The sequence below is a fragment of the Mycobacteroides salmoniphilum genome, from assembly GCF_004924335.1.
In the GTDB taxonomy this organism is placed as follows: domain Bacteria; phylum Actinomycetota; class Actinomycetes; order Mycobacteriales; family Mycobacteriaceae; genus Mycobacterium; species Mycobacterium salmoniphilum.
On the sequence record NZ_CP024633.1, the window covers coordinates 2749775 to 2770135 of the forward strand.

At 63.5% G+C, this 20361-nt stretch carries 9 protein-coding genes; 5 read left to right on the forward strand and 4 right to left on the reverse strand.

What is annotated here, in order from left to right:
* Positions 1–231 precede the first annotated feature (231 nt).
* The 4 genes from DSM43276_RS13650 to DSM43276_RS13665 all read left to right on the forward strand — a co-directional run bounded on the left by DSM43276_RS13650 (position 232) and on the right by DSM43276_RS13665 (position 4458).
* Positions 232–1566, forward strand: coding sequence for a hypothetical protein (locus DSM43276_RS13650; RefSeq protein ID WP_078330028.1), 1335 nt, complete (start codon positions 232–234; stop codon positions 1564–1566).
* Positions 1554–2069 (forward strand): hypothetical protein, encoded by a 516-nt coding sequence (locus DSM43276_RS13655; protein WP_078330029.1) that lies wholly within the window; start codon positions 1554–1556, stop codon positions 2067–2069. The genes DSM43276_RS13650 and DSM43276_RS13655 overlap by 13 nt, the downstream gene beginning before the upstream one ends.
* A 14-nt stretch (positions 2070–2083) precedes the next feature.
* The gene (locus DSM43276_RS13660; RefSeq protein ID WP_078330030.1) at positions 2084–2452 is read left to right on the forward strand and encodes a YbaB/EbfC family nucleoid-associated protein; all 369 of its coding nucleotides are present in this window, start codon (positions 2084–2086) and stop codon (positions 2450–2452) included.
* 248 nt (positions 2453–2700) lie between these two features.
* Positions 2701–4458, forward strand: coding sequence for a hypothetical protein (locus DSM43276_RS13665; protein ID WP_078330031.1), 1758 nt, complete (start codon positions 2701–2703; stop codon positions 4456–4458).
* A gap of 10 nt (positions 4459–4468) precedes the next feature.
* Here the strand turns inward: DSM43276_RS13665 and DSM43276_RS13670 are convergent, their stop codons facing one another.
* Positions 4469–5731, reverse strand: coding sequence for a hypothetical protein (locus tag DSM43276_RS13670; RefSeq protein WP_078330173.1), 1263 nt, complete (start codon positions 5729–5731; stop codon positions 4469–4471).
* Between the two features lie 305 nt (positions 5732–6036).
* Between DSM43276_RS13670 and DSM43276_RS13675 the strand changes: the two genes are divergently transcribed.
* The gene (locus tag DSM43276_RS13675; RefSeq protein WP_078330032.1) at positions 6037–6993 is read left to right on the forward strand and encodes an alpha/beta fold hydrolase; all 957 of its coding nucleotides are present in this window, start codon (positions 6037–6039) and stop codon (positions 6991–6993) included.
* On the opposite strand, the gene DSM43276_RS13680 is transcribed toward DSM43276_RS13675, so the two are convergent.
* The 3 genes from DSM43276_RS13680 to DSM43276_RS13690 form a co-directional block, all read right to left on the reverse strand.
* Positions 6990–19052 (reverse strand): non-ribosomal peptide synthetase, encoded by a 12063-nt coding sequence (locus DSM43276_RS13680; protein ID WP_078330033.1) that lies wholly within the window; start codon positions 19050–19052, stop codon positions 6990–6992. The two genes, DSM43276_RS13675 and DSM43276_RS13680, sit on opposite strands and share 4 nt — an antisense overlap.
* 89 nt (positions 19053–19141) lie before the next feature.
* Complete coding sequence (locus DSM43276_RS13685) at positions 19142–19351, reverse strand: MbtH family protein (RefSeq protein WP_078330034.1); 210 nt, start codon at positions 19349–19351, stop codon at positions 19142–19144.
* 68 nt (positions 19352–19419) lie between these two features.
* Positions 19420–20358: a methionyl-tRNA formyltransferase gene (locus tag DSM43276_RS13690; protein ID WP_078330035.1), complete on the reverse strand. Its 939-nt coding sequence runs from the start codon at positions 20356–20358 to the stop codon at positions 19420–19422.
* Between the last annotated feature and the right edge of the window lie 3 nt (positions 20359–20361).

A 20361-nucleotide genomic window follows, 5' to 3' on the forward strand; every position in this document is an offset into this window, starting at 1 on the left:
AGTGAAGCGGCCGCTATCAGCGGCATACAGCTGCCAACGGCGGTTGTCATGCCAGGCTCCCCTGTCGAGGCTGCGTCCAGTAACTGCGCCACCGAAGTCAAGTTGGCGTATGGCTACATGGCAAAAAGCGTTGATCATATGGGTGGCCTGGCGTCCGCCTCGGCAACAACTTACGAGGACGTTGACCGCGCCTTCTCGGACCAGCTCAGCGTCTACCGCGCGGGGCAGTAAATGGCGACCATCTCGCACGTGCGGGGCTGCCGGCCCGAAACAATGAACAGCTACGGCGACGCATTGTCGTCGGCGAATCGGACTTTCGCTGAGCAGATCGGCGGTATGAGGAGCGCAGTAGACAACACGATGCTGCACTGGCAAGGCAGCGGCGCATCAGCCGCCTCGGGACGAGCTTGGAGCGAACAAGTCGCCGCAACCCAAATCGACGAAGCTGTAGAGGGCGTGTCCGAGAAGTACAAAACATTCGGAACACAGTTATCCGCAATCAAAGGCGCGCTCCTGGACATCGTTGACAAAGAGGTTCCGGCCGCGGGGATGACTGTCGCCGATGACGGGAAGGTGACAGCGCCCCGGGTGCCGCCGACCGGGAAGATGTTGGATCAAATGGTGATGCAACAGCTCCTAGATTCGGTGGCCGCTGGCCTCGAGTCACGAATCAAAGACTCACTCAGTTCGTTTGGCGACACCGAAGACAAGGCGGCACAGGCGATTCTCATGGGAGCCAACGATCTGATGGCCCTGCGGAAACACCCAGACTCGCCAACTCCGCACCCTTTCGGTGTGAATCCGGGCGAAACTGGTGGTCCAGGATACGTTCTCGGCGAAGCGACGAAGCCGCAATACAACTTCACTGACGACTTCAAGTACGGCTCTGAGAAGCCCACCGAAAAGGACTACCAAGAATCGACCAAATGGCAAGCGCTGCTCAAAGGTGCACAGGTCGTTAGGCCAGACCTTGATGACGCGACCGACATGTACTCCCACTACTGGGACAACAACGGCGCACCAAAGGAATTCGACTACACCGAGGCCTACCGCGAAGATCAGGGCGTCAAAACATCCGTGGATTCTGAAATCGCCCGCGCCGCAGCTGCCGCCGATCAGATGGTGCGGGACGGACACACGAACTTCTCGATAACTGGTGACACCCAAACCGTGGGCAATGGTGACCCGAATCTTCCGTACCCGAAGACCGAGGATTGGCAGAAGGCTATCGGCGCATATCAGCAGTGGAGCCAAGGCGATGTGCGGGTTGAAGGTAACCGCGTGTACATGGACGTAACCGTTGAGGCCAACGACCGCTACAACTTCAACAAGGGAGCCGAAGACATCGCAACGGGCAAGCCGGACAACGCCAACGGCAGATTCGCCGAACTCGGCTGGGCCAAACCTTTCGACACCCACGGCAGCATCACTAAGACCATTTCATGGGAACTGGGCCAGCCGCCGCAGAGCGGAACCATCACCGATGTATCTACGCCACAACGGAATCCTGGCGGCGAAGACAGAATCGACAATCGGAACGCCAGCGGACCGATGTGGCCGAAGTGATGACACTGACTCGCGCATTAGGTGTGGCAGCGCTGTCCCTAAGCTTGATTGTCCTCGGCGGCTGCACTGACAAGAACCAGCCAAACAGCGACCGGACGGAAACGACGAGCGTGCAACCTGACGAGATCCGACATGACCTTGAGCCACTAACCAAACGGTTTGCGGCACTGGGGCAACCCGTATCGGCGAGTTGGATTGGCGGCACGAAGTCGCCCGACCACAACGGGCGCACGGACCTTCCGGGGCCGTCGTCCTACTGGCTGGAAGCGGTCATCGAACTTGAACCGGCGGTAGCGAGCGACCTGCGCACCAAACACATTGACGGGCAGCCATCGCAGCCAACACAACCGGACCTAAAACCGGCACTTCAATCACTTGCACCAAAAGGTACGTACGTCCGTAGCGACAGTCTTGACGCCGCGCTCACCGCGAACAACTGGTACAGCAAGGCATTCCTTCTCCAAGACCGCCCCACACTCGTACTCACTTCGTTTCAGCCGTAGCCGGGGGTCTGTTGGTGACTGAGTCAGATATCGAGGAGTTCGGCCGCAAGGTACAGCGCGCCCAATACGAGTTGGAACAGATACGCGGCACCGGGTTCTCGGGCCACATCAAGGTTGAAGTCGACGCGGCCGGGAAGCTGCTTTCTGTGCGTTCGCCTGACGGCGCCACCATCATCGAGGCCTACCAACAGGCAGTCTCCGAGGCGGAAGCCAAAGCGCGAGAGGTGTCGCAAGAAGTTCTGACCGACCCATTGGCGGCATCCGTTCGCGGCCTGCTGGAGGTACACCACGCGCAGTTAGAGGCGGACCGCCGTACGAAGGAAGACAAGGACGCTAAGGCCTGGGATTCGTTCCGCGATGACCCGCTCGGCTGGCGACGCTAACTAGCTAACACGGCCCCACACCACGTTCGACGACGACCCGACAATCTGCCTTTTGATTGTCTACATCGAGATGGGGACCGTCAGCATGTCAACAATCGGTTGGAGCAACGATCTTGCGACATGCTTCAAGGGCGGGCACAGGCAGGCGTCTGGGCTGTGCACTGGAGGGGCCGAACCAAAATGGGCCCGACCCCACACGGCCTCTACGGTGGGCGGCAATACATTGGTGACGATGACGGAGACAGAAATTGAACGACATTCAAGATCCTGCAGACGTCGACGACAACACAGAGATCCATCGTGTTGCGCGTCTTATCGATGAGACGATGGCAGCAGAGTCGCACTACACGATGGCGGTTGCGGTCCGCGAGAAGCTCGGACTGAGCGTCGTCCAAGACATCCCAGCAGAATGTTCGGAAATCACACGGGCTACTGTTTGGGCGCTTGACTACCGGACTGAAATCGATGACGGCAATCGCTTACGTGTCGTCCCGAAATCCGACTTCGGCGGTGGGTCCGAAGCACCCTCGATCAGGGACATACCCGAACGCATCAGTGCGATATGGCGTGGGCTTCTCGACACCGTAACTGCCCCGGCTAGCCGCGCACGGTTCTCGCATCTTCTCTTCGAAATTGGAGGGCCGAGGCGACAAGACGATGGCGCAATCGCAGTGGACGCGTATATCGCTTCAGCCGCTAGATGGACACGGGAACTAGACCGCATCGACGACCTGCGACTCGGCGAACGAATCGCACACATCATTGGAGACACCGCACGGCTTGCACTGTGCATCGAGGCATTACTGGACGTATCTGAAGATGAGTTGAACTCGAATACAGGTCCAATTCGCGGTGGGATTGTTATACGACCCCTCACACACGTCATGAAATCCCCGCATTGCCCTGACCGCATCGATGATCTAATTGAGCGCGCCGCTCAAGAGCTCAACGATGTTCATAACCGCGACGATGCGCTCAAACTGGCACTCCTGCGATGCGGCGATACCACCTGCAAAGAGTCAGTTTGGCGGCGGCGGGTCGAGGGTTTTGTAAAGGCGGCCGAATCTGCAAACGAGCCAATCATGCGGCTGTCTCTTCGCCGCGAAGGACTCGAAATTGCTGAGAAATCCAACGACCAGGAACTGCGCCGTTTCGCCGCCGCAGCCCTGGAGAGCGGCCGTGACGACGACCTCGGAATGATGAGGATCGGGGCGTCATCGGCGGTCTATGCCGAGGAGTTCGACCGAATCCGCGATTCTTTTATCTCCACTGAGAGCTGGAAAGCAGCACTCGTCCAGTTCGCGTACGCCGGTCCGCTTAGTGGAGACGTCGATCGAAACAGGGCCCTTGTGGAGGCTTTGCGCGAGGCTAGCCCGCTTGCGGCCCTCTTCCCGGTTGAACTTCTAGGACCAGACAATATGCCTATCGTTCGAGCGGTCACTCCAGAGGAGAAGTTTGAGTTCGAACTTCTGAGGCTGGAATCGCAGCAAACCGCAACCCTCGCTCGCCCCCTAGTCGATGCCCTACACGAAATCGTAGTTCGCTTCGGGGTACCCACGACTGAGGAGCTGACGACTTTCCTCGCCAGCTGGCCGGGGATCAGCGCACCCGCCATCCACACGATTGTTCGTGCGCTGCATCGGTTTTGGTCGGGCGATTGCGAGGGCGCCACGTATACAATGTTGCCTCGCATCGAGACCCTTGTCCGTTCCTTGATCTTGCGGACCGAACGGGGCATGTACAAGCTGCAGGACTCGCACGCACCTGGCCACTTTCCAGGACTCGGCGCCATGCTCAACCTTCTGGCGGAAGAGATCCCGATTGATGAATCTCGCGTGCGGTTCCTGAAAATGACCCTGACAGAGTCTGCAGGCTACAACTTTCGGAACAAGTTGTCGCACGGGGTCGAAGACTATTGGTATCCCAGCACCGCAGCGATCGTCATCCATAACGCACTTTTCATCGCAACCTTAACTCCCGCAGAAGATCCGAACCCCGACGAATGATTTTTGACAGCTATTGGTCCGCGCACATTTGATCGCGTGGCGAACGCAGAGCAAAAGGCATAAGCGTCAAGCGGATTTCACGATTCACATCATCTTGGGCGTGCACCGTGAACTCAAACTCTTCATCCCCGGTGCGCCGAGGCCTGCTCCGCTTACAGTTGGGGTGCTCCTCGATCTTCGCGACCGCCTTCTCAATGATCGCAGTCACGTCTTTTCGACGGATGAATAACAAGATTGCGGCCTTGGTATCTCGCCAAACAAGATAGCGGAACAACTGGTCCAGAGCCTCATCCATCGTCCTAGGCCCGGACCATACTTTGCACTCTCCAATGAAGACATTGCGATCGTCTTCACGAATGAGGATGTCGGTCTTTCCTTCTCCATTGAAGAGTTCTCCCCCAGCGGTGCCCTGGAAGTGGGAATTCAGGCCCATTAATAGGATGTCGCGGATCTCTTCTTCTTTGAGTTTAGCGGCGACGGAAGGATTGCGCTCCAACTGGTTTCGAGTATTTCGGAGCACACGGAGAGCGTCTTTATAGTCCTGCTCCGGCAACGTCGGTTCTGGCTTGAACGGTGCCCGAGCTCCGGACGGTTCGGGGCGCCGCGGCTTCATCGTTTTCCGCTTTGTTGGGATGACATATCGATCGGCGTCAGGTCTCCGACGAACCGGAAACCCGACGCTCGCTTGTAAGTTTCGCATCGCCAACAGTTGCTCACGCCTTCGGCCAACCATGCTCGGCACTTCATCGCCTACGTGACGATTGTGCGAATCGATTTGTGACCGAGACCATCCAAGGTATTTCTCGATCTCTGCTATCTGATCTTCGAATGCCTTCCTTGTCGCTGCTGGATCACTTGGCGGGTCGTCTAGAACTAAGTGGAGCGCACCCTCCTCGAGCCTTAAGACTTGCGGAGGTGACCACGTGGACATATCGGCCTGCAGGGTGAATACGTCGCTCAGGCCCACGAAAGGCACCACAAGCACAAATCGAACAACGCATCGTGTGTGGACCCGGCCGAAGTTCACGAATTGCTGTTCAACCTCCGCCGGCTCCAGTTGATACGCCTCGTCGACGAGAAGCTGAGGGCACTCGACTGAGCCGAGGTCGACCAAGTACTCGACGACGTCATCCACAGGGGTGTTGAGCAGATCGTCGGGATCCCAGCCCTGAAGGCGTTGCGCTACGGCGCCCGCTGCCTTGCCAAGTAGCCCGGCCAACCTGCCGCCGGTGTCGTATAGGCTCCCACTGCCAAACAACTGAACATATGCCACGGGAGTATGTTGCATGGCCTGGCGAGGTAATACCTCGCATTCGACGACTACGCAGCCGGTTTGCCCACAAAAGAATGCTCACGGCTCGCCTGTCGACTGCCGCGAAAAGCGGCTGTACTTCCGATGACCGAAATCGTGACTCGGAGTCATCAACGCGCTCCTGGTGCAGGACCTGCTCGCCGTAACTCCAAAAAGCCGAGCAGCACCCAGGCACGCCCTCTACAGCATCCCCATCACGGCCATGTAGAACCTCAACTGCAGTGCTCTGTCAACCGAGTAGCGGCACGTCAATAGACTCCCTTGACGTGACCGAACGCGAGAAGACGGATTCCGCACCCACGAAGGACGCGGGGGCCGCCCTGGACGTGGAGGGCTCCGGTGTCCAACCCCCGGTGTCCGACCGGATACGTAGGGCTTTCTGGTGGTTGGAGCGCTTCGCACCGGCCATCGGATCCCGCTGGGCGGTCGAGCTGTGGTGCACCCCGCCGGTCATCGAATCGAGTCTGCGGATGCCGCCCGGCGTGCCCCCCGGCGAGCCGCTGGAGGCCCATTGGGACGGGCACCGTATTGCAGGTGAGTCATGGGGCCAGGGACCGACGGTCTACCTGGTCCACGGCTGGGGCGGGCAGCGCACGCACCTCGGGATCTTCATCAAGCCCCTTATGCAGGCCGGTTACCGCGTCATCGCCTTCGACCTGCCCAGCCATAACGAGTCCGCTGCGGGCGCCCTGGCACCGGGGCGCACCACGCTCATCGAGTGCGCGCACGCGGTGGCGGCCGTCATCAAGGAGCACGGGCCCGCCCACGCGGTGGTCGCCCACTCCCTGGGGGCCAACGCGACCACCTTCGCGGCCTCCTATGGCGCATCGGTGGGCCGCCTGGTGTACCTGGCACCGATGGGCGATTTCCCCCTTTACCTCGACCTGTTCGCCGCACGCCATGGCTTCGGCAAGCGGATACGCGCCGGACTGCAGCGCCAGCTCGAGCGCCGCATCGAGATGACGCTGCCCGAGACCGAGTTGGTCCGCGTCGCTGCGACCGCCGGGCATCCTCCGCTGCTGCTGATCCACGACCCCGACGACCCGGACACGCCGTACGCGTCGAGCGAACGTCTGGCGCAGTCATGGCCTGGAGCACGTTTCATCGCGACAAAGGGACTCGGGCGCCTGGCGCACTTCCGAATCCTGCGGCATCGTCCGGCGATCAACGCCGGTCTCGAATTCATCGGTCCCGCTGCCGAACTGCAGCCAGCCGACGCCTAGAGCATCCCGAGCAGCTCCATATCGGTGACGTACTTGACGATGTTCGGCGCCCCGACCTGAGGAATGTCTCTCTCGGAGCCAATCTTGGCTTCCTGCACCGCCGCACGGAAGCGATCGGCCGGGGCGAATGCACCGACAGTCGGCACGATGGGACGCACCCGCTCGGGGTCCTGCACCAGCGTCAGATACATCTGCTGCACCGAGTTTCGCCGGTGCTTGTCCGGCAGCGCCTGCAGACCTGCGCCGAACCGCTGCAACCAGTCCTGGAAATCATCGACACGCTCGATGGGGTACCCGGCCTCGATCAGCCAGTCGACGTACTCGTCGAGACCGATGCCGTCATCGTGCGGGTTCATCACGTGATAGGTCTGGAACCCGTCAACCACTTGAACACCCAAGGTGGTGATTGCTTCGGCGACGAATTCCACGGGCAGCCCGTCGAAATGCGCACGCCTCCGATTGCCCTCGGCGTCAAGGCGATAGAACGACTTGGGTGCCAGACCGGTGGTCACAATGCTCAGGATCATCTTGCTGAACACATCCGAGGCGTTCAGCTGACCCGCGTAGGTGGTATCGGCCAGGATCATGTCGCAGCGGAAGACACCGATCGGCAGCCCACACAGATCATGGGCCTCTCGCAGCAGCACCTCTCCGGCCCACTTGCTGCTGCCATAGCCGTTGGCGTACGTGTCCTTGATCGCACGCGTGGCACAGATGTCACGGATATCGGCGTCCTCGGTGAAGGCCACCCGTTTGACCGGGTCACCCACATTGGCCGTCGATACGAACGTGAACATCTTCAGCTTCGCGGTGAGGGCCAGCCGGATCAGCTCGGCGGTGCCCGCCACATTCGGCCCGAACAACTCGCCATAGGACAGCGCGCCGCTCACAACGGCTGCCGAATCGACAATCACGTCAACGGTATCGGCCAACCGCTGCCAGGTCTCCGTGGTCACACCGAGGTCTGTTTCACCCTTGTCGCCGGCGATAACCTCCAAATGGTCCTCGGCCAGTTCGTGGAAGTGCCGCAACAGTTCCGGGTCGCCGCTGTCGAAGATCTGTTCCAGCCTGCGCCGGGCGTCGTCGTCAGATGGGGCCCGTACCAAGCAGATCAGCTTGCCGTCGAGCAGTTCCAGCTTTTCGAGCCATTGCAGCACCAGGTACCGCCCGAGGAAGCCGGTGGCTCCGGTCAGCAGTACGGTACGCGCTTCCCCACCGGGCTTCGGCAGCGTCCTTGCGACGCTGAGGGTTTCCGCGTCGATGAACTTGTCCAGTGTCAGGTCGGCGGCACGTACCTCTGCGACCTCGGAACCGTGCACGGCCACATAGCGCGGGTCGCTGGCATGCTTGTCCAGCTGTCCGCTCAGGCTGCTGACCGTGGGGGTGTCGAAGAGAGCCCGCACGGTCAGGTGCGTGTTCATCGATTTGTTGATGGCTGCGATCAGGCGCATGGCCGACAGGGAGTCGCCGCCCAGATCGAAGAACGAGTCGTCGACGCCCACGCGCTCCAGGCCGAGCACGTCCGCGTAGAGACCGGCCAGGATCTCCTCGACAGGGTCCGACGGGGCACGGTACTGAGTTTCCTGATACTGCGGCTCTGGCAGGGCACGGGTATCAAGCTTGCCGTTGACCGTCAGCGGCAAAGCGTCGATGACCACCACCGCCGCGGGCACCATGTAGGCCGGTATCCGTTCGGCCAGCGCCGCGCGCGCCTTGGCCGGCTCAACGGCCCCGGTGACGTATCCGACCAGCCGCTTATCGCCCGGACGATCCTCACGCACAATCACGACCGCTTGCTCGACGCCCTCGAGATCGGCTAGCGCGGTTTGGATTTCGCCGAGTTCGATGCGGTAGCCGCGGATCTTCACCTGATCATCGGCACGCCCCATGTAGTGCAACTGCCCGGCTGAAGAACCTGGGCCACCCCACCGCACCAAATCCCCCGTGCGATACATACGCTCGCCTGGGGCACCGAATGGGCACGCCACAAACCGCGACGCCGTCAGCCCTGATCGGTGCAGATAACCGGCGCCGAGCCCGTGGCCCGCGATGTACAGCTCACCGACCACGCCCACCGGAACCCGCCGCATCCAGGGGTCCAGCACAAACAGCGCCGCCCCCGCCACCGGAACACCTATCGCGGGTGTTCCCGAACCAGCGGCCAGCGGGGGGCTCACTGTCACACAGAGGGTGGACTCGGTGGGGCCGTAGGCGTTGACCATCAACCGTCCCGGCGCCCACCGGTCCACCATCTCCGCCGAGCAGGCCTCGGCCGCCACCACCAGGGCCATTCCTTCCAGCGCCTCCGGCGACAGCGCGGCCGCCGCCGAGGGTGTCTGGTGCAACACGGTGACGCCCTCGGAGACCAGGAATTCCTGGAAGTCTTCCGGGACCAACGATTCGGGGACCACCACGAGAGAGCCGCCGTGCAGCAGCGGACCCCAGATCTCTTCCACCGAGGCATCAAAGGCGTACGAGTACCACTGGGACCACACCTGCCCCGGCCCCGAGGGCACTCCGAGGTGCTCATACCCCAGCACTTGCGTCACGTTGTGGTGAGTTGTCGCGACTCCCTTGGGAATACCGGTGGTACCGGAGGTGTAGACGATATGCGCGATATCGTCGGCGGCCGGCCCCGCCACGGCGGTGCCGGGCTGGGTGCTCACCCCGGGATCGCTGATATCGATGATCGGCAACGTGTACCCGTCCAGCCGCGAACGCAGCGCCGCGCTGGCAATGGCGGCGATCGGGCCCGCATCGGTGATCATGAATTCGATGCGCGAGTCGGGAACCGCCGGAGCGATCGGCAGATATGCCGCACCGCTCTTGAGTACCGCAAGAATCCCGATGATCGCCTCACCACGGCGTTCCGACAGCAATGCCACGCACTGCCCTGGCCCCGCGCCGTACTCAATCAGCAGGTGCGCCAGACGATTCGATTCCTCATCGAGGTCGCCGTAGGTCCACGAACGTTGCCCACATCTGATCGCTATCGCATCGGGATGGGAAACTACCTGTGCTGCAAACAGTTCCGGTATGGATCTCGGCGTTACGGGTGCCGACAGCACCGCACGGTTACCCAGCTGGTCCAGCCGGGCGCTCTCCGCGGCGTCGAGCACATCTACCGCCGACAACCGCTGCGCAGGATTGGCCGCAACCGCCTCGAGCACCCGCTGCAGCCGCGCGATCAGTGACTCGACACTCGCGAGATCGAAGACATCGGTGCGGAACTCGACCGCACCGCCGAGACCGGCAGGCTCACCGGCCTGGGTGAAGCGCTCGCCCAGGGAGAACGTCAGGTCCATGCGGGCGGTGTTGGTGTGCACCGGTATCTGGGTGATCCGTAGATCGCCCAGCCCTAGTCCGTCGGCATCCTGTCCGGGAAGGTTCTGCCAGGTCAATCCGACCTGAACCAGGGGGTGGCTGCTCCGGGACCGGATGGGATTGAGCCTCTCCACCAGCACCTCGAAGGGAACGTCCTGGTTTTCGAGCGCTTCCAGACTGCGCCCCCGCACCTGCGCCAGCAGATCCCCGAAGGTGGGATCGCCACCGGCATCGACGCGCAGCACCAAGGTGTTGACGAAGAAGCCCACCAGCTCGTCGAGGGCGGGCTCGTCGCGGCCGGCGACCGCGAACCCCACCGCCACATCGGAGGTGGCGCTGATCTTCGAGAGCAGCACGGCCAGCGCCGCCTGGATCACCATGAAGCTGGTGGCCCCGTGTTCACGTGCCAGCGCACGCACTGCGTGTTGCAGCTGCTCCGGCCATTCCAGATCCACACTGGCGCCGCGATAGTCGGCAACCGCCGGGTAGGGCCGGTCGGTCGGCAGCGCGAGATGTTCGGGCATTCCGGCCAGCGCATCATGCCAATAGGCGACCTGGGTGGCGATGGCGCTCTCGCTGTCTTCGAGGTCGCCGAGCTGATCACGTTGCCACAGTGTGTAATCGGCATACTGCACCGGCAGCGGTGCCCAATCGGGTGCATGCCCACCACACCGGCCGGCATAGGCCACCGTCAGGTCACGCATGAGTGGTGCCACCGACCAGCCGTCGGCGGCGATGTGATGCACCGTGGCCACGAGAACGTGCTCGTCACCGGACACCGTGAAGAGTTTGGCGTGCATGGGGATCTCGGCAGCCAGGTCGAATGTGTGGCACGCCGCGACGCCGATCGCCTCGTCCAGCTGTGCGGGCGACCATGCGGTGGCATCGATCACCTCCCAGCCGAATTCCGCATTTTCGGCTGCCAGCACCAGTTGGTACGGCACACCTTCCTCATCGCGGAACACGGTGCGCAGCGACTCGTGACGACTCACCACGTCGGACAATGCCGCACCCAACGCATCCAGGTCGAGCTGCCCGCTCAGCCGCAACGCGACCGCCATGTTGTACACCGGTGAGGCACCGTGCAATTGGTCCAGGAACCACAATCGTCGCTGCGAGAACGACAGCGGAATCACGTCGGGCCGGGCGGCCGGCAGCAACGGTGCCCGCCCGCCCGAATCCGTCCGTAGCCCCGGGGCCAACTGGCCGATCGTGGGGGTGTCGAAGAGGGCGCGCACGGTCAGATGCGTGTTCATCGACTTGTTGACGGCCGCGATCAAGCGCATGGCCGACAGCGAGTCACCGCCCAGATCGAAGAACGAGTCGTCGACGCCCACACGTTCCAGGCCGAGCACATGCGCATAGATATCGGCCAGGATCTCCTCGACCGCGTTCGATGGTGCGCGGTACAGAGTTTCCTGGTATTGCGGCACCGGCAAGGCACGGGTATCGAGCTTTCCGTTGACCGTCAACGGCAGGGCACCGACCACCACGACCGCGGCCGGGACCATATACGGCGGTAGCCGCTCGCCCAGCGCCGCACGCGCCCCGGCGGTGTCGACCAGTCCGGCCACTGACTCGGTGACGTAGCCGACCAAGCGCTTATCGCCGGGTCGGTCCTCACGTACGATCACCACTGCCTGCTCGACCCCGACCACGTCGGCAAGGGCGGCCTGGATCTCGCCGAGCTCGATGCGATACCCGCGGATCTTGACCTGCTCATCGGCGCGGCCCAAGTACTGCAGGTTCCCGTCAGCACGCCAGCGCACCAAATCCCCTGTGCGATACATGCGCTCGCCTGGGGCACCGAACGGGCAGGCCACAAACCGCGACGCGGTCAACGAGGACCGGCTCACATACCCGAGCCCCAGCCCGAGCCCGGCCACATACAGCTCGCCGACCACACCGACCGGCACCGGTCGCAGCCAGGCATCGAGCACGAACAGTGCGGCCCCCGGTACCGGCCCGCCGATCGTCGGCGTCCCCGAACCCGCGGCCAACGGCTTACTGACCGTCACGCACATCGTGGTCTCCGTAGGCCCATAGGCGTTCGTCATCACCCGCCCGGGCGCCCAGCGGTCCACCAGCTCCGCCGAGCATGCCTCGGCGGCCACCACCAGCGCCACCGACTCCAGCGCCTCCACGGACAGCGCCGACAGGGCCGACGGAGTCTGGTGCAACACGGTGACATGTTCGTCAATCAGCAAGGCCTGGAACTCATCCGGACCGATCGACTCCGGGATCACGAGTAGCCGCGAACCGTGGAACAGCGCACCCCAGATCTCTTCCACCGAGGCGTCAAAGGCAAACGAATACCACTGCGACCACACCTGTCCCGGCCCCGAGGGTAAACCGACATGCAACGACTCCAACAACTGCGTCACGTTGTGGTGAGTTGTCGCAACTCCCTTGGGAATACCGGTGGTGCCCGAGGTATAGATGATGTGCGCGACATCGTCAGACGCGGGTAGCGGCAGCGATGCGTCGGTCTGCGCGTCGATGGCCGGGTCGTCGATGTCGACAACCACGACATCATGTGCCCCGAACCGGCCGGCCAACGTCGCGGTCGTGACCACCGCGACTGGTTTCGCGTCACCAACCACGAAATCGATCCGGGCATCGGGCACCGCCGGGTCGATCGGCACGTATGCCGCCCCGGTCTTGAGCACCGCCAAGATCGCGATGATCCCCTCGGCGGACCGCCCGAACATCACCGCCACACAGCGGCCCGGACCGGCACCCAAGCCAATCAGGAAGTGCGCCAAACGGTTCGAATCACGCCCAACCGCAGCGTAGGTCCATGACCGGTCCCGGCAACTCAGCGCCACCGCATCGGCGGTCCTGGCCACCTGCGCCCCGAACAGTTCCGGAATCGACACCCCCGTCGCCCGCCGATCCAGCACCGCGCGGTTGCCCATCACGTCCAGAAGCACCCGCTCGTCGGCACCCAAGACATCCACCGAGGACAACCGCCGCAACGGGTCGGCCACCATCGCCGCCAGCACGAGTTCCAACCGGCCGGCCAACACCACGACGCTCTCGACATCGAAGACATCGGTATCGTGCTCGATGCTCAGCATCAGTTCGTGGCCCGGCGTCACCTGTAGTGCCAGCGGATAGTGGGTGGCTTCCCGGCTGGAGAAGCCCGCGATGGCCAATTCGCCTGTACCCATGACCGTCCCGAATGCCGCCGGGTCAATCGGGTAGTTCTCGTACACGAACAGGGTGTCGAAGAGCTGATCCTGCCCGGTGACACGGTGGATCTCGGGAAGCGCGACGTGCTGGTGCTCCAGCGTCCGGTTCGAGACGCTCTGCAGCTGCTCCAACAACTCGGCGGTGGTGGTCGTCGCGGTGATACGCGCACGCACCGGCACCGTGTTGATCAACAGGCCCACCATCGATTCCGCGCCTGCCACCTCGGCGGGGCGACCCGAGACCGCGGCGCCGAAGGCCACATCATGCTGGCCGGTCAACCAGACCAACAGCTGCGCCCAGCCCGCCTGGAGGACGGTGTTCACGGTGGTGTGGTGGGCGCGGGCGAGTTCGGTCAGCGCCCGCGTGGCCTGCCCGGACAGTCGCAGCGATTGTGTCGCGCGCCGCCCCGATCCCAGCTTGTGCGACGGACCCACCAACGCGGGTGTCTCGAACCCGGCCAGTACATCCTGCCAAGCAGCAAGAGCCGCATCCCGATCCTGATCGGCCAGCCACGTCACAAACCTGCGGTAGGGCACGGCCGGCGGCAGGCTGTGCCCGCCGTAGCCCGCGAAGATCTCTTGCAACAGGATGGGCAACGACCAGCCGTCGAGGACGCTGTGGTGACTGGTGAGTACAAGGCGGTGTTGGTCGTGACCGACTCCGATCAGTACCACCCGGAACAGCGGCGGATTGGTCAGGTCGCATACCGCTGCGCGTTCGGCGGCACACCGCTGCGCGATCTGGCCCTCGATATCGGTGTCCGCGAGTTCGAGGTACTGCCAAGGAGTTACCGGGTCTGCCGGGATGCTCTGCACCGGCGGATCGAACTGCGCATGGAAGCGGGCGGCCAGGTTGGGGTGCCGGGCCACGACCGTGTGCACCGCGTCGCGCAGTCTGGGTGCATCGAGCGGGCCCGCGAGGGTGAGGTCCAGCTGCACCGCGTACACGTCGTCACTGCTGGCGTGGGCGGTGGCATGGAAGAGCAGCCCCTGCTGCAGCGGCGTCAGCGGCAGCACATCGGCGACCCGGTGTAGCCGCTCCAGTTCGTCGATCTGCTGCTGGGTGAGATGTGCGGGCACGATGTCCGACGGAGTCAATCCCCCGCCGCCGCCACGCACATGCGCACAGATACCCGTCAGTGCCTCAGTCCATAGCTGGCTCAGCCGGGTGATCTGCCCATCGTCTATCGAGGACGCCCAGGTCCAGTTGGCTTCCAGATAGGGACTCGTGTCGGTGCTTGATTCCAGGACGCCCGCATTCAGAGTCACGGCATGTGCCAGCGCCAGCGGCACCGCGGCGGCCACCGCGGCCGCCGACACGGCGTCCGGGCTCGGCAGCCACAAGTCGCCGCCGCGTTCACCGAAACCGCCCAGCCGTCCCAGATAGTTGAATCCGATAACCGGTTCCGCCCCAGCGAGATCCACCTCAGGGTTCGCATAGCGCAGCAGGCCATACGTGATGCCGTCGGGCAGTGCACGGAGCTGTTCCTTGGCCTCCTTGATCACCGCACCCAGCGCGGGGTCGCCGGCACTCACCTGCGCCCAGTCCAGTCGGCCGAGACTCAAGGCCACCGGGTACTTGCTGGTGAACCACCCCACCGTGCGCGAGACGTCCACCGGTGAATTCCCGCTGGCGACCAATTCCTCCTGGCGCCCATGGCCTTCCACGTCAATGCCGACCGGCGCACCGGTATTTCCCGAGAGCTGTGCGACTGCCATGCCCAACGCGATCAGCAAGATATCGCCCACCCCGGCATGGAACGCCGCGGGTGCATCGCCCAACAAGATGCGGGTGGTTTCGGCATCCAGCGACGCCGACATCGTGTGGGCGGTGGCATACGTGTCCACCGCCGGCCGCACGGCCGGCAACAGTGCGGGGGTCGCTTGCACCCGCTTCCACGCGTCGACATGTTGGGCCATCTCGGCGGTGCGCGCCTGCTCATCGATCAACGCCGCCCAGCGGGCGAAGGACGTGCCACCCGGCGGCAGGACCACCGGCTGTCCGGCGCGATGCTGAGCCCAGCCGATGTTGATGTCTTCCAGCAGGATTCGCCAGGACACTCCATCGACCGCCAGATGGTGAATGACCAACGCCAACTGTGCCGTGGAGCTGGCCCACAGTGCGCTCAGCATTGTCCCGTTGGTCGGGCTCAACCGGGCCCGGGCCTGCACCAGGGCCTCCTCGGACAACACATCCACAGATTGCAGGCAGCTGCGCGCGTCCACCGCATCCGCGTCGGGAACGGTCAACGACCACCCTCGCGCACCGTCGTCTTCGGCACGCAGCCGCAGCATGGGATGGCGGTCCACCAGGGCCTGAAGCACCACCACCACATCGGCCTCGGTCACGGCGGCCGGGACCGTCAGCACCATCGTCTGGTTGAACTGGTCTGACTCGCCCGGTACATCCCGCAGCCATCGCATGACCGGTGTCGCGAGCACCTCGCCCAGTCCGTCATCGGCCACGTCTGCATCGCCGACGACGGTGGTGGCCACTCGAGCCAGCCGTGCCACGGTCTGCTCGACGAAAATATCGCGAGGTCGGCACAGCACCCCGGCAGCACGTGCCCGCGACACCACCTGCATGGACATGATGCTGTCTCCGCCGAGATCGAAGAAGGAGTCGTCCACACCGACCCGCGGGAGCCCGAGGACCTGGGCGTACACGGCGGCCAGCGTCTGCTCAACATCGTCCGTCGGCGCGCGGTACGCACCAGCATTCATCTCGGGTACCGGCAGCGCGCGGAGGTCGAGCTTGCCGTTAGCGGTCAGCGGAAGCGCGTCCAACACGATGATCGCGGACGGAATCATGTAGGCAGGCAGCCGATCACCGAGTGCGGCGCGGGTCCCGGCCGCGTCGACGGCACCGGTGACATAACCCACCAGCCGCCTATCACCCGGACGGTCCTCGCGGACCATCACCACGGCCTGCTCCACTCCGTGTGCACCGGCGAGCACGGTCTGCACTTCGCCCAGTTCGATGCGATTACCGCGGATCTTGACCTGCTCGTCGGCGCGGCCCATGTACTGCAACGCACCATCGGCGTTCCAACGCACCAGATCTCCGGTGCGATACATGCGCGCCCCAGACGGCCCGTACGGATTAGCCACAAACCGCTCCGCCGTCAACGCCGCCCGGCCCACGTAACCAGACGCCAGTGCGGGTCCGGCCAGATACAGCTCGCCCACCACACCGATCGGCGTCGGCTTCAGCCCGGCATCCAGCACCAGGGTGCGCATACCCGGAATCGGGGCACCGATCCCGACAGGCTGCCCCGCCGCCATCGGCGCGGAGGTGGCCCAGATGGTGGCCTCACTCGGGCCGTAGGCGTTGACCAACCGCCGTCCCGGCGCCCAGTCATCCACCAGCTCGCGCGGGCAGTCCTCCCCCGCGGTGACCAATGTGCCCAGACTGTCCAGCCGCATCCGGTCCAGCGACGACAACACCGTCGGGGTCAGCACCGCCGCGCTGACCCGCCGGGCCTGCAAAAACTCCGTCAATGCATCGGCGGCGTACACATCGCGCGGTGCCACCACCAGTGCGGCGCCCGCGCCGACCGCCCACAACATCTCGAAGACCGAGGCGTCGAATGTCGGCGAGGCCACCATGAGCACCCGCGCATCGCCACTCAGTGCGAGCAGATCCTGCTGCGCCGCAACCACTCCCGGCAGTCCGGCCTGGCCCACCGCTACACCCTTCGGGGTGCCGGTCGAGCCCGATGTGAAGATCACGTACGCGGTGCTCTCCGCCCGCAGCGCCGCTGATCGATCGGCGTCCGTGATCGGTTCGGCCGACCGCGCGGACACGTCGCAGCCGTCGACGCGCAGCACCGGGCGCGAACCGGACCCCGAAACCTCGTCGGAGCCGTGAGTCAACACACACACTGCCGCCACCGAGTCCAAGACCGTGGCGACCCGCTCGACCGGATGAGCACTGTCCACCGGTACATACACCCCGCCGGCCTTGGCCACGGCCCACCACGCCACCACCAGCTCGGCACAGCGGTCCATCGCCACACCCACCGCACGTTCCGGGCCCACCCCGGTCTCGAGCAGCACCCGCGCCCAGCGCGTCGACCATTCGTCCAACTCGCGATAGGTCAGCTCTCGGGCACCATCGACCACCGCCACCGCCCCGGGGGAAGCGGCTACTGCTGCGGCCAACAGTTGCGGTGCCACACCGACCGGCGCCTGTACGCCCGCACCGGACCACTGCGACAGCACCAGATCACGTTCCCGCTGATCCAGCAGCGGGACCTCGCCCACAACCACCGAGCGCTCGGCCCCCAGAAGCCGTCCCAGGAGCGATTCCAAACGGGCTATGTGCCTATCGATCTCGGCAACGGTGTACCTATCGGGATTCCACGCGAACTGGATGCGCGACGTGCCGCCGCCCGGGCGCGGATAGATATTGATCGCGATGTCCTGGACGGGGAAGGTGGTCAACACGTTGACCACCGCCTCCGACGGTCCGAAGAAGAACACATCCGCGAAGTCGAAGACGTTGATGACCTGGCCGAATTCGATGTTCGTGTCGCGACGTCCCGCATCGACGACCAGCTCCGGCCAGCGCCGGAACTGTTGGTGGCGCAGCGCGCCCACCACGGCCTTGGCGACCTGGTCGTCCAGCGCTCCGATGGTGTCCCCATCATCGACGGTGACCAACAACGGCACCAGATTCGACACCATGCCGCCACATCTCTTCAGCGCCGCGGTAGTCCGCCCGGACACCGGCAGCGACAATGAAACATTGTGACGCCCTGTCGTCTTCGCAAAGAAGGAGGCCAGCGTCGCAACGACTCGGGCCACCTCAAACTGACCAAGACCGTTCTGCGACAACAACTCATCGCACACCAATTCGCGTACCAGTGGGTGTCGCGGCGTGACGACACGCTCCATCCCCGCGAGATCAGCCGTCTCGATCGGCGCGGACAAGACGTTCTTCCAGTATTCGAAATCCGCATCGCTGCGCGAGGACTGCTGATACTTCTGATCGGCCTCGCGAATCACGGAGAACTCCGAGAAATCGACATCGGTCTCGGCCACCACCGACCCCGAGTACACATCCGCGATATGCCTCAGCAGATTGTTGGTGGCATACCCGTCCAAGAGAACGTGATGTGTGCGCATGTAGAAGTACGACACATCGTCGGCTACCCGCAGGAGCGCGAAGTACGTGAGCCGCTCACTGAGCAAGTCGATAGGCCGGCGGTACTCCTCGTCCATCCAACGGCGAGCAGCGGCGACCGCGTCACGCTCGGCACGCATATCAATGCAGGGCATGGTCTCCGGGAACGCACGGTCGACGACGAAGACCGGCTCGCCGTCCTCGATGGACAGCCGTGCGCACGGTGTGCCGAACCGTGCGGCCATAGATTCGCAGGCCACCATGAGCTTTTCAGCGTCCACGTCGTGATCGATCGTGACGAATCCCGCAAAGTTGTAGGGAACCTCGGGCCGCAGTTGCTGCGCGACCCATATCGACCGCTGCGCGGCTGTCAGAGGTCCAAGAACATCGGACTGCGTTCCGTAGTTGAGCATGAGGACGACGAACTCCCTACTTGGGCCTGCGTACTGGCGTCTGAAAAATCAGCGGTGAGATACCTTGTTGCGCAAGGCGAATAGGTCCTCTACGCGAGTCTTTGGCGTAGGTCCTTGGGCCGTATGTCGGGCCAATGCTCATCGATGTACTCGAGGCACGCTGCGCGGCCAGCATGACCGTAGACCACGCGCCAGCCCGACGGGGCATCGGCGAAGGACGGCCACAGGCTGTGTTGTTCCTGATCGTTGACCAGAACGAGAAAGCTGGCACTGTCATCGTCAAAGGGATTGGTTTGCATCGTTTTCCTCATCATCACGACCCAAGCGCAACGGCGCTGCAGTCAGCACCGGTTCTGCCACCTCGAGATCACGTGTGGCTGTTGAGATATCCCCCGCGCCGGAAGTATTCTTCGCCGCTGCGCTCAATGCCGTCGGCGCAACGAATGCGGGTGATCACCAGTCCGCGGTTGCCGACGCGATAGGCATTGGACCCACACACCACCACCCCGCCTTCCTCCTGAACGATCACCCGCCCCGGCGTCCCGCCGTAGCGGGCCTCGGAGATGCGTGCCTCCAACACCTCGATCCGCTGCCCCTCGTAGAAGGTGAACGCGCGCGGGTACGGCTCCGACAATGCACGCACGAATCGTTCGATATCCTCGGCCGGCCAGCTCCAGTCGATCGCGCTGTCGCGCTCTGAACGCTTGTGGCAGTAGGTCCGTTCGGCCTTGTTCTGCGGCCGCCACACGGCGTTGCCGGACTCCAGCGCACTCAGCGCTTCGGCCAGCACCCCCGGAATCAGATCCATCCCACGCAGCACCAGCTCGGTGCCGGTATCGGCAGGGCCGATCGGCAGCGCATGCTGCACCAGAATGTCACCGGTATCCAGGCCGCTATCCATGCGGTGCACAGTCAATCCGAATTCGGATTCGCCGCTGATCAACGTCCATAGAACAGGGGAAAATCCGGTGAATTTCGGCAGCAGCGAATCATGGAAATTCAGGGTGCCATGTGGCGGGAAATCATAGAGTTCGACAGGCATCCGGTTGTACCAGCTATTGACGACGATGACATCAGGCTCGGCACTCTTGACCAGATTGATAGTTTCGGCGTCCACCCGTGTGGTGAAATGCACGGGAATGCCATGCTCACGCGCGAGTTCATCGACCGGCGCCGACCAAATCGCCTTGTACGCCTCCTCGCTGGCCGGATGAGTGACCGCAAGAACGACCTCGTGCCCCAGATCGATCAAGGCCTGCAGGGTTCGGTAGCCCCAGACCTGATATCCGAACGACACAATGCGCATACA

Excerpts from the sequence above, each read along its gene's own strand:
- DSM43276_RS13650 (WP_078330028.1), top strand. The coding sequence starts at position 232 with ATGGCGACCATCTCGCACGTGCGGGGCTGCCGGCCCGAAACAATGAAC.
- DSM43276_RS13680 (WP_078330033.1), bottom strand. The coding sequence starts at position 19,052 with ATGCTCAACTACGGAACGCAGTCCGATGTTCTTGGACCTCTGACAGCC.
- DSM43276_RS13685 (WP_078330034.1), bottom strand. The coding sequence starts at position 19,351 with ATGCAAACCAATCCCTTTGACGATGACAGTGCCAGCTTTCTCGTTCTG.
- DSM43276_RS13690 (WP_078330035.1), bottom strand. The coding sequence starts at position 20,358 with ATGCGCATTGTGTCGTTCGGATATCAGGTCTGGGGCTACCGAACCCTG.